Raw genomic sequence first — 14,453 nt, 5'->3', positions numbered from 1 at the left:
GTCGACACCCCGTTGGGCGCCTGTCGAGCTGAGAGCGTTGACGGATCGCGTGGGATGGTCCCGGCCTGCGGCGCCCCGCGCCCGGAGGTGCGATAGCGCAAACGGTTCAGCTCGACAGGCGCCGAACTAGGAACCAAGGAGGTCGCCGCCGACGTGCATTCTCGTATCCGAACCGCACGTCGGCGACCTCGACGTCTGCCTAACGGGCCCAGCGCTCGGCCGGTCTGTATTCAGAGCGCCGGGTTCGCCGTAGACGACGACGCGTGTCCGCCCATACCGTCACGGTTCGGAGAGTCCCGGTGTGTTGTCGCCGCGCTGCTCTGCCGTACGGCGATCCGAGCGAGCGACTTTCGTCCATCGCTCATTCCGCATAGCCGGCCGGAGCACGAACCAATAGAACAAGGGCGTCCACACCAGCGCCCAGACGACGTACAACACCACCGGGTGATCACTACTGGGGGCCAGCAACACGAATAGAAGGCCCCCTGCCAGGCCACAAGCAACCGCCGTCACTACACCCCGCCACCGGCTCACATCCAGAACATATACCTCGATCTCGATCGTCACCATGGACGTTCATGCGCCGTCGCTCGTCACGCGGCCGGCTCGCAACCGCCGATACGGACTCGGCCCGGAGAACTGGTCTCCGGGCCGTCGTTCGATCTGGTGGGCGCGGCAGGTTTCGAACCTGCGACCCCTCGCTTGTAAGGCGAGTGCTCTCCCGCTGAGCTACGCGCCCGGGACACCGTCCGGCCGAGCCGGCGGGTGGCAAGCCTACCCTGCCGCCCAACGGCCCGGACGGACGGTTACCACCGTTCGGGACGGGTCAGGCGCTGGCCTCGGCCAGGGCCTTGCGCCACCCGTGCTGGTCGCGCGGTTCGCCCGGCATGTTCATCTCGGCGAACCGGACCACACCGTTCTTGTCGATGACGAAGGTGCCCCGGTTGGCGATGCCGGCGACCTCGTTGAAGACGCCGTAGGCCTGGGCGACGGCACCGTGCGGCCAGAAGTCCGACAGCAGCGGGAACTGGTAGCCCTCGCGGTCCGCCCAGATCTTGTGGGCGTACACCGAGTCGACGCTGACGGTGAGCACCTGGACGTCGTCGCTGACGTACTCGTCGAGGTTGTCCCGCACCTCGCACAGCTCGCCCTGGCAGATGCCGGTGAAGGCCAGCGGGTAGAAGACCAGCAGGACGGTACGCCGGCCACGGAAGTCGGCGAGCCGTACCTCCTGGTTGTTCTGGTCCTTCAGCACGAAGTCCGGCGCCTCGGCACCAACCTCGATCGGCATGCGAGCTCCTTCGGGAGTCAGGTCGGGTCGGCCTCAGCCTGTCACACCGCTGAGCAGGGTCACTTCTTGCCCTTGGCGCCTCGGCGCAGCACGAGACGCGCCCCGCTCCAGTCCTTGCCGGCGTTGATGGTGGAGGTCTGTTGCAGGCCCGCAGTCGGTGCCGACTCGGCGACCTCACTCGGTTCCACGTGCCCGTCACGGCCGGCCTTGGGCGTCAACAGCCACACGACCCCGTTGTCGGCCAGGGGGCCGAGGGCGTCGACGAGGAGTTCGAAGAGATCACCGTCGCCGTCGCGGTACCACACCAGCACCGCGTCGACCACCTCGTCGGTGTCCTCGTCGACCAGATCACCACAACGGTCGGTCAGGGCGTCCCGGAGATCGGAGTCGACGTCGTCGTCGTAACCCATCTCCATGACGACCATCCCCGGCTCGATGCCGAACCGGTCCGCCAGGCTGCGTACCCCGTCGGCAGCCTGACCAGCGGTCGCGCTCACTGTCGCGTGCCTCCTCATCTCGTGGCGAGTTCGCGGCGTCCCCTCGAACGCCGTCAGGCAAAGTCCACACAGTTGTGCCCTCCGGCGCAAGTGGCGCACCGGGTGGAACGAAATTTACCGTGCCAGCAGCGTACGGGCACCCTGGGTGATGGCCTCCTCGGACACCAGGACCTGACGGGAAGCCGGACCTAATGGTACAAATGAGTCAACTGCTGCCACCCGTCGTGCCGCACCGACATAACCGGCATCGACCAGGGCGGCCAGCACTCCCTCACCCACCCCGCCGGAGCGCCGGGTCTCGTCCACCACCAGCACCCGGCCGGTCGCGGTGGCCTCCCGGATGAGATCGGCCACCGGCAGCGGGGCCAGCCAGCGCAGGTCCACCACACGGGTGCCGACGCCCTCGTCGGCCAGCGCCGAAGCGGCCCGCAACGACATCCGTACGCCGTTACCGAACGTGATGATGGTGACGTCCTCGGCCGAGCCGACGCCGTACACCCGGGCCCGCCCGACCGGCACGTGTGCGCCCGCCCACGCGCCCGGCTCGGCGTACCCGGCCAGCCACTCCCCGTCGCCGTCGGTGTAGAGGTCGCGGGTGTGGTAGAGCCCGATCGGCTCCAGGAACACACAGACACTGCCGTCCACCGCCGCGCTCGCCAGGCAGGTCCGCAGCATCGCCGCCGCGTCGTCCGGTCGCGCGGGTACGGCGACCACCAGCCCGGGTACGTCGCGCAGCACCGCCACCGAGTTCTCGTTGTGGAAGTGCCCGCCGAAACCCTCCTGGTACGCCAGCCCGGCCACCCGCACCACCATCGGGTTGCGCAACGCGCCCTGCGAGAAGAACCTCATCGTGGCCGCCTCGCCACGCAACTGGTCCTCGGCGTTGTGCAGGTACGCCAGATACTGGATCTCGGGCACCGGCAGCATCCCGGCCAGCCCGGCACCGAGCCCCAGGCCCAGGATCGAGGTCTCGTCGAGCAACGTGTCGAAGACCCGGGCGACACCGAACCGGTCCCGCAGGCCCTTCGTCACCCCGTACACCCCGCCCTTGGCGGCGACGTCCTCGCCGAAGACGGCCATCTGCGGATGGTCGAGCAGCCCGTCGGTGAGCGCGGCGTTGATGCTCTGCGCCAGCGTCAGCGGGCCGACCAGCTCCGGCGGCTTGCCGCCGAACGCCTCGACCCGCGCGCCCGCGCCCGGACCGGCCGCCCGGTCGCCCGCCTCGGCCACCGCACGGGCCACCCGCAGCGGTCGGCGGGGCGCCAGCGGGGCGACCACCTCGGCCGGGCTGGCCAGCTTCGGCTCGTCGAGCACCCCCTCGGCCAGCCGACGGATCCGCCAGCCGATCTCGTCGTAGCGGTCCAGCAGTTCCGCGCCGCTGGCCAGGCCCGCCTCGACGAGTCGTCGGGCGGTGGCCACCAGCGGATCCCGGTCGAGGTCGGCACGGATCTCCCCGGCCGACCGGTACGCGCTCTCGGCGTCCGCGCCCGCGTGCCCCATCAACCGCACCGTGGTCAGGTGCAGGACGGCCGGACGCCGGTGCCGCCGTACCCAGGCCGCCGCCTCGACCGCCACCTCGTACGTCTCGACCAGGTCCGTGCCGTCGGCGGCGAAGTACCGCACCCCCGGCTTCGACCGCAGCGCCGTCGCCACCCAGCCCTGCGGGGACCGCAGGCTCAGTCCCAGACCGTTGTCCTCGCACACGAACAACACCGGGATGCGCAGGCCGGTGTGGTCGTACCAGCCGGCGGTGTTGAAGGCGGCGGTGGCGCTGGCGTGGTTGATCGAGGCGTCCCCGAACGAGCAGACCACGATCGCGTCGGGTGCCCACGTCGCCGCCGGCGTCTCCCCCGGCCAGGTCGGCTCCTGCCGCGTCTCCAGCCGACGCAGCCGCTCCACCGCGAGGCCCATGCCGACCGCCCGGGGCAGGTGCGAGGCGACCGTCGAGGTCGTCGGCACGACGGCGAGGTCGGCCCGACCGAAGACCTTGTGCCGGCCCCCGGCGATCGGCTCCTCCCGCGAGGCCACCATCCCGCGCAGCACGTCCCGGGCCGCGTCCGCGTACCCCGGGTCCACCGCCCGCGCGCCAACCGACCCGCCACCCGCCGTCCCCGGCACCGCAGCGCCCTCGGCGGGTTCGGCACCGCCGGCCGGGTCGACATCATCCGCGGGCGCTTCGACCTCCTCAGCCGGTTCGACATCGTCCTCGGTCGGTACGGTGCCCTCGGCCGAACCCGGATCGCCGTCCACCGGTGTGGTGCCCTCGGCGCGTCCGGGGTCGCCCGTCGCGCCGACGGTCGACGGAGGCGGCGTGGCGAACGCGTTCGCGGTTCGGCCGTCGCCGCCTCCGGCCGGGTCCGCGTCGGACTTCCGGTCGGTGTCGGGCTCCGCGTTGCGGGCGACCTGAGCGGCCCGTACGCAGTAGAACGCGCCGGAGCGGTAGTGCAGCAGGGCCGGGTCGGTGGGGCGCAGCGCCGCAGCGACCCCGGCGTTGCCTTCGTGCCCGGCCGAACCGATCGTGTAGTAGCCCTCACCGAAGCTGCGGAGCCAGCGCCCGGCGAGGTCGAGTTGGCGGCTGGTGACCTGGGCGTCGAAGAGGTCCAACAGCTCTGCGCCGGTCAGCGTGGCACCGTCGGCCACCGGCTGTGCCGGGTCGGCGCGGCGCCCCGGCGCGGCGAGGGCGGCCAGGGCCTCCCGGAACCGGTCGTCGAGATCCTGCGGGGTGGTCACGTCCGACAGCATTACCGACCGAGGCACGCCTCGCCCACCCGACCGACCGGCCTCAGACGCCGAACTGCTCCGGGCAGCCGCCGTCGGAGACCTTCCAGACCAGCTCGCCGAGGACCGCCAGCTCCTCCGTGCTGAGCCCGGCCAGCAGTCGTGAGTCGGACAGCACCTCGTGGACCCGGTCCCGCATCCGCCGGCCCGCCTCGGTCACCACCAGCGTCCGCTGCCGCCGGTCGGCCGGGTCGGCGCGGCGCTCCACCAGCCCGGCCCGCTCCAGCTTGTCGACCAGCGCGGTCACGTTGGACCGGTCGCAGCGCAACTGCCCGGCCAGTTCGCGGGCGGGCAGCGGGTGATCCGGGTCCAGCTCGTACAGTGCGCGGGCGACCGCCGGAGTCAGCCCCAGTGCGGCGATCTCGGTGTCCTGGTGGTGCCGCAGGGCGGCGGCCACGTGCATGATCCGCCGGACCGTGTCGCCGGCCACCCGGGAGCGGTCGGCCCCACCCGGGCCGACCAGGGTGACGGGTGGTCGCAGCATGGTCGGATTCTACGTTCCGGCCGGATTCGGGCAGCTCCGCCGTTACGCCGGCGTGGTGGTCAGCCGGGCAGGAAGGAGAAGCGGACCTGTCGGCTGGTGTTGTCGCCGTTGGTGTCGACCAGGCAGACCGACTGCCAGGTGCCGAGGGCGAGCCGGCCGCCGAGCACGGGCAGCGTCGCGTAGGGGGCGACGAAGGCGGGCAGCACGTGGTCGCGGCCGTGCCCGGGCGACCCGTGCCGGTGCTGCCACCGGTCGTCGGTGGGCAGCAGAGCGTCCAGCGCGGTGAGCAGGTCGTCGTCGGAGCCGGCGCCGGTCTCGATGACGGCCACCCCGGCGGTGGCGTGCGGCACGAACACGTGCAGCAGTCCGTCGCCCTGCCCGGCGAGGAACTGCTCGGCCTCGGCGGTGATGTCCCGGACGGTCGGCCGGGAACCGGTCCGGATGCTGATCACCTCACTACGCATACCCCTCATTCTGCCCGGTTACGAGATCTTGTACCGGCGCGCTCGGGAGCGTTTCCTGGCAAGATCGTCTACGACCCGTCGCGGCCTGCGCGGCGACCTGAAGTTACTGGTCGGTACGTGTGTCGAGCGTCGCCCTTGCGCCGGGTGGACGTGACGGCGAGTGCCACGACGGGGCAGGATGGCGCTAGAGACCTATCCCACACACAACCGAGGGAACGCCTGTGGCTACGGAACGCAAGCGCCCGGTGATCACGGCCGGACTGCCGAGCCAGCTTCCGGACATCGACCCTGAAGAGACCAGCGAATGGGTCGAGTCGCTCGACGGTGTCATCGATGATCGTGGCACCAAGCGGGCGCGTTACGTGATGCTGCGCCTGTTGGAGCGCGCCCGTGAGCGCCAGGTCGGCGTACCGTCGCTGACCACCACCGACTACCTCAACACGATCCCGCCGGAGCGCGAACCCTGGTTCCCGGGTGACGAGCACATCGAGCGCCGGATCCGGGCGTACGTGCGGTGGAACGCGGCGATGCTGGTGCACCGTGCGCAGCGTCCCGAGATCGGCGTCGGCGGGCACATCTCCACCTTCGCCAGCTCGGCCTCGCTGTACGAGGTGGGCTTCAACCACTTCTTCCGGGGCAAGAACCACCCGGGTGGCGGCGATCAGCTCTTCTACCAGGGGCACGCCTCCCCCGGTATGTACGCCCGGGCGTTCCTCGAGGGCCGACTGAGCGAGAACCAGCTCGACGGCTTCCGGCAGGAGCTGTCGCACCCCGGTGGCGGTCTGCCGTCGTACCCGCACCCCCGGCTGATGCCGGACTTCTGGGAGTTCCCCACCGTCTCGATGGGGCTCGGCGGCCTGAACGCGATCTACCAGGCCCGGTTCAACCGCTACCTCCAGCACCGGGGCATCAAGGACACCTCCGACCAGCACGTCTGGGCCTTCCTCGGCGACGGCGAGATGGACGAGCCGGAGACCCTGGGCGCGATCGGCGTGGCCGCCCGGGAGGAGCTGGACAACCTCACCTTCGTGATCAACTGCAACCTCCAGCGCCTGGACGGTCCGGTCCGCGGCAACGGCAAGGTGATGCAGGAGCTGGAGGCGTTCTTCCGGGGCGCTGGCTGGAACGTCATCAAGGTGGTCTGGGGCCGGGAGTGGGACCCGCTGCTCGCCGCCGACACCGACGGCGCGCTGGTCAACCTGATGAACACCACGCCGGACGGCGACTACCAGACCTACAAGGCGGAGTCCGGCGCGTACGTCCGGGAGCATTTCTTCGGTCGGGACGCGCGGACCCGCAAGATGGTCGACGGCCTGAGCGACGACGAGATCTGGAACCTCAAGCGGGGCGGGCACGACTACCGCAAGCTCTACGCGGCCTACAAGGCGGCGACGGAGCACACCGGGCAGCCGACGGTGATCCTGGCCAAGACGATCAAGGGCTGGACGCTCGGTCAGCACTTCGAGGGCCGCAACGCCACGCACCAGATGAAGAAGCTGACGCTGGACGACCTCAAGATGTTCCGCGACCGGCTCTACCTGGACATCCCGGACTCGGCGCTGGAGGACAACCCGTACCTGCCGCCGTACTACCGGCCGGACGAGAAGTCCGACGAGATGCAGTACCTGCACGAGCGGCGCAAGCAGCTCGGCGGCTACCTGCCGAGCCGGCGGACCAAGGCCAAGACCCTGGCCATTCCCGGCAGCGAGCGCTTCGCCGACGTCAAGCGGGGTTCGGGCAAGCAGAAGGTGGCCACCACGATGGCCTTCGTCCGGCTGCTCAAGGACCTGATGAAGGACAAGCAGTTCGGCAAGCGCTGGGTGCCGATCATCCCGGACGAGGCGCGCACCTTCGGCCTGGACTCGATCTTCCCGACCGCCAAGATCTACTCGCCGCACGGCCAGCGGTACACCTCGGTCGACCGGGAGCTGTTCCTGTCGTACAAGGAGTCGACCACCGGTCAGATCCTGCACGAGGGCATCAACGAGGCCGGTTCGGTCGCCTCGTTCACCGCCGCCGGCTCGTCGTATGCCACGCACGACGAGCCGATGATCCCGATGTACATCTTCTACTCGATGTTCGGGTTCCAGCGCACCGGCGACGGTTTCTGGGCGGCGGCCGACCAGATGGCCCGTGGTTTCGTACTCGGCGCCACCGCCGGTCGCACCACGCTCAACGGTGAGGGCCTCCAGCACGAGGACGGCCACTCGCTGCTGCTCGCGGCCACGAACCCGGCCGTCGTCGCGTACGACCCGGCGTTCGCGTTCGAGATCGCGCACATCGTGGAGAACGGCCTGCACCGGATGTACGGCGAGGAGCAGGAGAACATCTTCTACTACCTCACCATCTACAACGAGCCGATCCACCAGCCGGCCGAGCCGGAGGGCGTGGACGCCGAGGGCATCGTCAAGGGCATCTACCGCTACGCGGCGGCCCCGACGGTGGAGGGTGACGCCCCCCGGGCGAACGTGCTCGCCTCCGGCACCGGCATGCAGTGGGCGCTCAAGGCGCAGCAGTTGCTCGCCCAGGACTGGGGGGTGGCCGCCGACGTCTGGTCGGTGACCTCCTGGACCGAGCTGCGGCGGGACGCGGTCGAGTGCGAGGCGTACAACCTCCTGCACCCGGGCGCGGAGCAGCGGGTGCCGTACATCCAGCAGAAGCTGGCCGACGCCGACGGGCCGAAGGTCGCGGTCAGCGACTGGATGCGTGCGGTGCCGGACCTGATCTCCCGCTGGGTGCCGGGCGACTGGACCTCGCTGGGCACCGACGGCTTCGGCCTGTCGGACACCCGGCACGCGCTGCGCCGGCACTTCCGCGTCGACGCCGAGTCGATCGCGGTCGCCACGCTGCGGCAGCTCGCGCTGCGTGGCGTCGTACCCGCGCACGTACCGGCCGAAGCGGCCAAGAAGTACGCCATCGACGACGTGAACGCCGCCCCGGTCGGCGAGACCGGCGGCGACAGCTAGTACCGCACGCACTGAAAGAGGGCCCGGCGCATAGCGTCGGGCCCTCTTTCGCGCTGCGCGGGGGGTGCGTGAAAGGAAGGGTCCCCTGCTAACGCCTCGTGTATAGCAAGGGCCCCTTCCTAACACACGTACCCGCACCACGAGCGCCGAGAACGGCGGCGACGCCCGCCCCTGGACGGCGTGCCGGTATGACACAGGCGAGCTCGGGAGGCGACTTCCCCCCGTAACATCACCAATCCACAATCGTCGATAGGCATCCGGCTTCCGCACGGGCACCACGCCGGCCCGGTGGACTCCCCCTGTCGCGCCGTCCTCCGCCGGCTCGGACGCCGTCCGCCCCCGCGCGACGAGAGGGAGCACAGATGCGAATCGTCCGGATCGGCCTGGCCCTGGCCGTCGGCGCACTGGTGGTGTCGACGCTCGGACCGGGCTCGCCCTCGGTGGCACACGATCCCGCCACCCCCGCCGGGCGGGCCTCGGCCCAGGAGTTCATGGCACAGCGTGAACCGACCCAGCAGTTGGTCGCCGCCGCCGCGACGGCCTGCACGAACGGCCAGGCGGCGGGTTACCCGTGCCGCAACGTCGACCTGCTGTCGTTCCTGCCGCTGACGAGCATCGGCGGCAGCCAGGCGAACGACATCTGGGGCTGGACCGACCCCCAGACCCGCAAGGAGTACGCGATCGTCGGTCGCCGCAACGGCACCTCGTTCGTGGACATCTCGAACCCGACCGCGCCGGTCTATCTCGGCAACCTGCCCGCGTACCAGAACCGCACGGCGGTCTGGCGGGACATCAAGGTCTACCGCGACCACGCGTACGTGGTGGCGGACGTGTCCGGGCACGGTATGCAGGTCTTCGACCTGACCCGGTTGCGGGGCGTCACCACGCCGCAGACCTGGACGACCAACGCGCAGTACAACCAGTTCGGCAACTCGCACAACATTGCCATCAACGAGCAGACCGGCTTCGCGTACGCGGTCGGCACCAACACGTGCAGCGGCGGCCTGCACATGGTCGACATCCGGACCCCGAAGTCCCCGACGTACGCCGGCTGCGTCAGCAACGACGGATACACCCACGACACCCAGTGCGTGGTGTACCGGGGTCCCGACACCGCCCACACCGGCCGGGAGATCTGTGTCAGCTCGAACGAGGACACCGTCACCGTGGTGGACGTGACCAGCAAGTCCGCTCCGCGGCAGTTGGCCCGCATCGGGTACACCGGCCGGGCGTACACCCACCAGGGCTGGTTCACCGAGGACCAGCGGTACTTCCTGCTCGACGACGAGCTGGACGAGTCCCGTCGCGGGGTGAACACCCAGACCTACATCTGGGACCTGGCGGACCTGGACGCACCGCGACACATCGGCACCTACAGCGCGCCCTCCGGTGTCGCCGCCACCGACCACAACCAGTACGTCAAGGGGAGGTACAGCTACCAGGCCAACTACCGGGCCGGGTTGCGCATCCTGGACCTCACCGACGTGGCCGCCGGCCGAGCCACCGAGGCCGGGTACTTCGACGTCTACCCGTCCAGCAACAGCTCCTCGATGAACGGGGCCTGGAGCACCTACCCGTACTTCCCGAGCGGTGTCGTCGTGGTCAGCGGCATCGAACAGGGGCTGTTCGTGTTGCAGCCGCGGCTGCCGTGACGACGACCAGTCAGGGGCCGGCGGCGAAGGCCGTCGGCCCCGTCGACGTGCCGCCCGATCCGGAGTACGCGACCGGTCCCCCCGTTCCGGAACCGACGTCAGGTTCGCCGACGCGCTACGCGGCGATCGCGCTGGTGCTCGCGCTGACCCTGACGGTCGGCTTCTTCGCCGGTCGGGCGGGCGGTCCGACCGGCGGTCCGGCCCGGCCGACCGCCGCCATGGCGGGCGGGCACGCGGGCCACGGTCCGGGTGGGCTGGAGGTCTCGCGGGACGGCTGGACGCTGGCGCTGCACACGTCGGCCCTGACCGTCGGCGAGCCGAACGAACTGGCCTTCCAGATCACCGACCAGAGCGGAGCGGCGCTGACCACGTTCCAGGAGAACCACGAGCGACGGATGCACCTGATCCTCGTCGGGCGTGACCTCTCCGGATATCAACACCTGCACCCGGAGATGTCGCCCGACGGCACCTGGCGGGTGCGGGTCACACCGTCGGCACCCGGCCCGTTGCGGGTGATCGCCGACTTCTGGCCGCTCGGCGCCCAGGCGGGGGTCACCCTCGGGACCGACGTGCCGGTTCCCGGCCGGTACGCGGTCCGGCCGCTCGATCCGCCCGAGGAGACGGTCCTGGTCGACGACTACACGGTCACCCTGGACGGTGGCCTTCGTGCCGGGGAGTCCCACCAGGTGCTGGTCTGGCTCGGTCGCCTCGGGCAGCCGGTGAACGACCTGCAACCGCACCTGGGCGCGTACGGGCATCTGGTCGCGTTGCGTCAGGGTGACGTGGCGTACCTGCACGTCCATCCGGCGGCGGCCAGCCAGGCCAGTTCGGTGGTGGCGTTCGGCATCACCGTGCCGTCGACGGGCACCTACCGATTGTTCTTCGAGTTCCGACACCTCGACGAGGTACGCGTCGCGGCTTTCACCGTGGTCGTGTGAGGCGGTCGGACGAGGTGTCGAAAACGGTGGCGGCCCGGGTGCACCTGGTCGGGACACCGGGGCCGCCACCGCATCGTGGGTGACGCCAGGAGGTGGTCGGTCAGCCGACGGCGGCCAGGTCGGTCAGCCGAGCCAGCGAGTCCTCCAGATCGGCGCCGACCCTCCGCAGGCCGAGCCGGAGCAGAGCGGCCTTGACCGGGCCGGCCGGCCAGCGTACGACGATGAGCCGCACGACCGTCCCACCCTCGTCCTCGTCCGAGGTGAGCTGGACGTATATCTCGGTGCGCGCCTCCGCTCGGGCACCGGCACCTTTGGCGCGTTCCCGCCAGCCGATCAGGGTCGGCTCCTGGTAGGCGATCACTTCGGCCTCATGTGCGGCACCGCGCCCGGCCTGGACCAGTTGCCGTCTGCCGAAGCCCTCTCCTGAGAGGACCTCGGCCGCACGGACGCCGGCCAGCCAGGCCGGCAACTGTTCAGCGCGCTGAACCACGTCCCAGACCGCGTTCACCGGTGCCGACACGTGCGCGCTGCGTTCCACGAGGATCATTTCCGTCTTCCTCCAGTGAGGACATCCCACAATATTCGGAACTGTATGCGCAAAAACGGACGTATGTGGACGGGTTTGACGAAGACACGCCGAAAGGTATTGCCATCGACGCCTCGGCACCCTATGGCGCAGCGCTCCCACGACCCCTAGAGTTCCGAACACGTTTCGCGTTTCGCCGGGAGGGCGCATGCAGACCGCTCCGTTGCCCGACTTCCCCACCGGATTCCGCTGGGGCGTCTCCACCTCCGCCTACCAGATCGAGGGCGCCGCCGACGCGGACGGTCGCGGACCCTCCATCTGGGACACCTTCGCCCACTCCCCCGGGCGCATCCTCGACGGCAGCACCGGCGACGTGGCCTGCGACCACTACCACCGCTACGCCGAGGACGTCGCGCTGATGGCCGGGCTCGGGGTGACCGCGTACCGCTTCTCGGTGGCCTGGCCCCGCGTGCTGCCCACCGGCACCGGTCCGGTCAACGCCGCCGGGCTGGACTTCTATGAGCGGCTGGTGGACGAGCTGCTCGACCACGGCATCGACCCGGTCGCCACGCTGTTCCACTGGGACCTGCCGCAGCCGCTTCAGGACGCCGGCGGCTGGCTGCACCGCGACACCGCGCACCGCTTCGCCGAGTACGCCGACGTGCTGGCCGCCCGCCTCGGCGACCGGGTCAAGCTCTGGATCACCCTCAACGAGCCGTTCATCCACATGAGCCTCGGCCACGGCACCGGCGAGCACGCCCCCGGCAAGGCGCTGCTCTTCGACGCCTTCCCGGTCGCCCACCACCAACTACTCGGCCACGGTCTCGCGGTCGCCGCGCTGCGCGCCCGCAGCAGCAGCCCGGTCGCCATCGCCAACAACTATTCGCCGGTACGGATGCTCGGCGACGACCCGGCCGACGCCGCCGCCGGGTACGCCTACGACGCGCTGCACAACCGGCTCTTCACCGATCCGCTGCTCGGCCGCGGCTACCCGACCGAGCTGGGCTTCGACACCAGCGTGGTACGCGACGGCGACCTCGACGTCATCGCCGCCCCGCTGGACGTGCTGGGCGTCAACTACTACAACCCGACCGGCGTACGCGCCCCCGAGGAGGGCTCTCCGCTGCCGTTCGAGCTGGTGCCGCTCACCGGGTACCCGCGTACCGCCTTCGACTGGCCGGTGGCGCCGGACGGGCTCCGGGACCTGCTCGGCTGGCTTCACCGGCAGTACGGGTCGGACCTGCCACCGATCCAGATCACCGAGAGCGGCTGCGCGTACGACGACACCCCGGACGCCGACGGCCGGGTGCCGGACCCGGAGCGGATCGACTATCTGGACGGTCACCTGCGCGCGGTGCACGCGGCGATGGCCGACGGGGTCGACGTGACCGGTTACTTCGTCTGGTCCCTGCTGGACAACTGGGAGTGGGCCGAGGGCTTCACCAAACGCTTCGGGCTGGTGCACGTCGACTTCGCCACCGGAGCACGTACGCCCAAGTCGTCGTACTCCTGGCTGCGCGAGGTCATCGCGGCGGCCCGGCGGGAACCTCCCCGGTGACCACCATCGACCCGACGCCGGCCTCGCTGCCGGCGGCGCTGGCGGAGCCGACGGTCCCGGTGCGGCGCGGCTGGATCGCGCTGCTCTTCGCCGCGAACCTCGGCGTCTGGATGGCGTTCTTCACCCCGATCCAGGTGCTGCTGCCGCAGCAGCTCGGGCAGATCGCGCCGACCAACAAGGAGACCATGCTGGCGGTGGTCACCGGCCTCGGCGCGTTGGCCGCGGTGATCGTCAACCCGCTGGTCGGGGCGCTGTCGGACCGGACCTGCCTGCGGATCGGCGGTCGGGAGTTCGGTCGTCGGCACGTCTGGACCCTCGGCGGCGCGGTGCTCGGCGCGCTGTCGCTGGCGCTGCTCGCCCAGGCGCAGACCGTGCTCGGCGTGGTCGTCGGCTGGATCGCGGCACAGACCTGCTTCAACGCGATGCTGGCCAGCCTGACCGCCGCCGTACCGGACAGGGTTCCGGTCGCCCAACGCGGCGGCGTCTCCGGCTGGGTCGGCATCCCGCAGGCGCTCGGGCTGGTGCTCGGCGTCGTGCTGGTCACCGCCGTGGTCACCGGCAACGCCGCCGGGTACCTGGCGATCGCCGCCGCGGTGCTGCTGTTCGCGCTGCCGTTCGCCCTGCGCACCACGGACGACCCGCTGCCGCGTACGCACCGACCGGCGCTGCGTGGCCTGCTGGCCGGCATGTGGGTGTCGCCGCGCCGGTACCCCGACTTCGGCTGGGCCTGGATCACCCGGTTCCTGGTCCAGCTCGGCAACGCCTTCGGCACCCTCTACCTGCTGTACTTCCTCACCGACGAGGTCCGGGTGGCCGACCCCGAGGGTGGCCTGCTGGTGCTGATCCTGCTCTACACCGCCGGGCTGATGGCCACCACGGTGGTCGCCGGGCGGCTGTCGGACCGCTCGGGCAAACGCAAGATCTTCGTGATCGTCGCCGGGATGGTGATCGCGGTCGCGGCCCTGCTGCTGGCCGTCGCCCCCACCTGGCCGATGGCGATCGTCGCCGCGCTGCTGCTCGGTGCCGGTTACGGGGTGTACCTGTCGGTGGACGCCGCCCTGATCAGCCAGGTGCTGCCGAGGGCCACCGACCGGGCCAAGGACCTCGGCGTGATCAACATCGCCAACTCCGCGCCACAGGTGCTCGGACCGGCCATCTCCGCCCCGATCGTGGTGTACCTGGGCGGCTACCCGGCCCTCTACGCCACCACCGCCGTGGTGACCGTCCTCGGCAGCGTCCTGGTGCTGAAGATCCGCTCCGTCCCCTGACAGGCTGTGATGTAAGGAGGGGACCCCTGTA

General features: G+C 70.6%; 11 protein-coding genes and 1 tRNA gene. 5 read left to right on the top strand and 7 right to left on the bottom strand.

Translation table 11 applies throughout. The annotated features are described in order from the left end of the window. Window positions 1–664: 664 nt before the first annotated feature. From ABT008_RS23515 to ABT008_RS23490, 6 genes are all read right to left on the bottom strand, one after another. Window positions 665–739 (bottom strand) — tRNA-Val (locus tag ABT008_RS23515). Between the two features lie 87 nt (window positions 740–826). Continuing rightward, window positions 827–1,291, bottom strand: coding sequence for a peroxiredoxin (locus ABT008_RS23510; protein WP_350698453.1), 465 nt, complete (start codon window positions 1,289–1,291; stop codon window positions 827–829). A 59-nt stretch (window positions 1,292–1,350) separates the two neighbouring features. Beyond that, window positions 1,351–1,788, bottom strand: a complete 438-nt coding sequence (locus ABT008_RS23505) for a DUF3052 domain-containing protein (RefSeq protein WP_350698451.1) — start codon at window positions 1,786–1,788, stop codon at window positions 1,351–1,353. Between the two features lie 114 nt (window positions 1,789–1,902). Further along, complete coding sequence (locus ABT008_RS23500; RefSeq protein WP_350698571.1) at window positions 1,903–4,530, bottom strand: thiamine pyrophosphate-dependent enzyme; 2,628 nt, start codon at window positions 4,528–4,530, stop codon at window positions 1,903–1,905. A gap of 40 nt (window positions 4,531–4,570) precedes the next feature. Next, window positions 4,571–5,050: a MarR family winged helix-turn-helix transcriptional regulator gene (locus ABT008_RS23495; RefSeq protein WP_350698449.1), complete on the bottom strand. Its 480-nt coding sequence runs from the start codon at window positions 5,048–5,050 to the stop codon at window positions 4,571–4,573. A gap of 59 nt (window positions 5,051–5,109) precedes the next feature. Next, a complete protein-coding gene (locus tag ABT008_RS23490; protein WP_350698447.1) occupies window positions 5,110–5,514 on the bottom strand; it encodes a YjbQ family protein in 405 nt (134 codons plus the stop codon). 221 nt (window positions 5,515–5,735) lie between these two features. Here ABT008_RS23490 and aceE point away from each other — a divergent pair, with 221 nt between their 5' ends. The 3 genes from aceE to ABT008_RS23475 all read left to right on the top strand — a co-directional run bounded on the left by aceE (window position 5,736) and on the right by ABT008_RS23475 (window position 11,070). Beyond that, the gene (gene aceE / locus ABT008_RS23485) at window positions 5,736–8,480 is read left to right on the top strand and encodes a pyruvate dehydrogenase (acetyl-transferring), homodimeric type (protein ID WP_350698445.1); all 2,745 of its coding nucleotides are present in this window, start codon (window positions 5,736–5,738) and stop codon (window positions 8,478–8,480) included. Between the two features lie 362 nt (window positions 8,481–8,842). Further along, a complete protein-coding gene (locus ABT008_RS23480) occupies window positions 8,843–10,132 on the top strand; it encodes a choice-of-anchor B family protein (RefSeq protein WP_350698444.1) in 1,290 nt (429 codons plus the stop codon). Then, window positions 10,129–11,070: a DUF8832 domain-containing protein gene (locus tag ABT008_RS23475; protein WP_350698442.1), complete on the top strand. Its 942-nt coding sequence runs from the start codon at window positions 10,129–10,131 to the stop codon at window positions 11,068–11,070. The genes ABT008_RS23480 and ABT008_RS23475 overlap by 4 nt, the downstream gene beginning before the upstream one ends. Before the next feature lie 100 nt (window positions 11,071–11,170). On the opposite strand, the gene ABT008_RS23470 is transcribed toward ABT008_RS23475, so the two are convergent. Continuing rightward, entirely contained in the window at window positions 11,171–11,617 is a 447-nt protein-coding gene (locus tag ABT008_RS23470; protein WP_350698440.1) for an SRPBCC family protein, read from the bottom strand. A 187-nt stretch (window positions 11,618–11,804) separates the two neighbouring features. On the opposite strand from ABT008_RS23470, the gene ABT008_RS23465 reads away from it, so the two are divergent. Together ABT008_RS23465 and ABT008_RS23460 are read left to right on the top strand one after the other, a co-directional pair. Then, window positions 11,805–13,154, top strand: a complete 1,350-nt coding sequence (locus ABT008_RS23465) for a GH1 family beta-glucosidase (RefSeq protein ID WP_350698438.1) — start codon at window positions 11,805–11,807, stop codon at window positions 13,152–13,154. Continuing rightward, entirely contained in the window at window positions 13,151–14,422 is a 1,272-nt protein-coding gene (locus ABT008_RS23460; RefSeq protein WP_350698436.1) for an MFS transporter, read from the top strand. Before ABT008_RS23465 ends, ABT008_RS23460 begins: the two co-directional genes overlap by 4 nt. Window positions 14,423–14,453 lie beyond the last annotated feature (31 nt).

Origin of the sequence: Micromonospora sp. NPDC002389 (assembly GCF_040296095.1) — a bacterium.
Lineage (GTDB): Bacteria > Actinomycetota > Actinomycetes > Mycobacteriales > Micromonosporaceae > Micromonospora.
The sequence above is the reverse complement of the archived record's forward strand: the minus strand, read 5'-3'. Positions and strand labels throughout refer to the sequence as shown.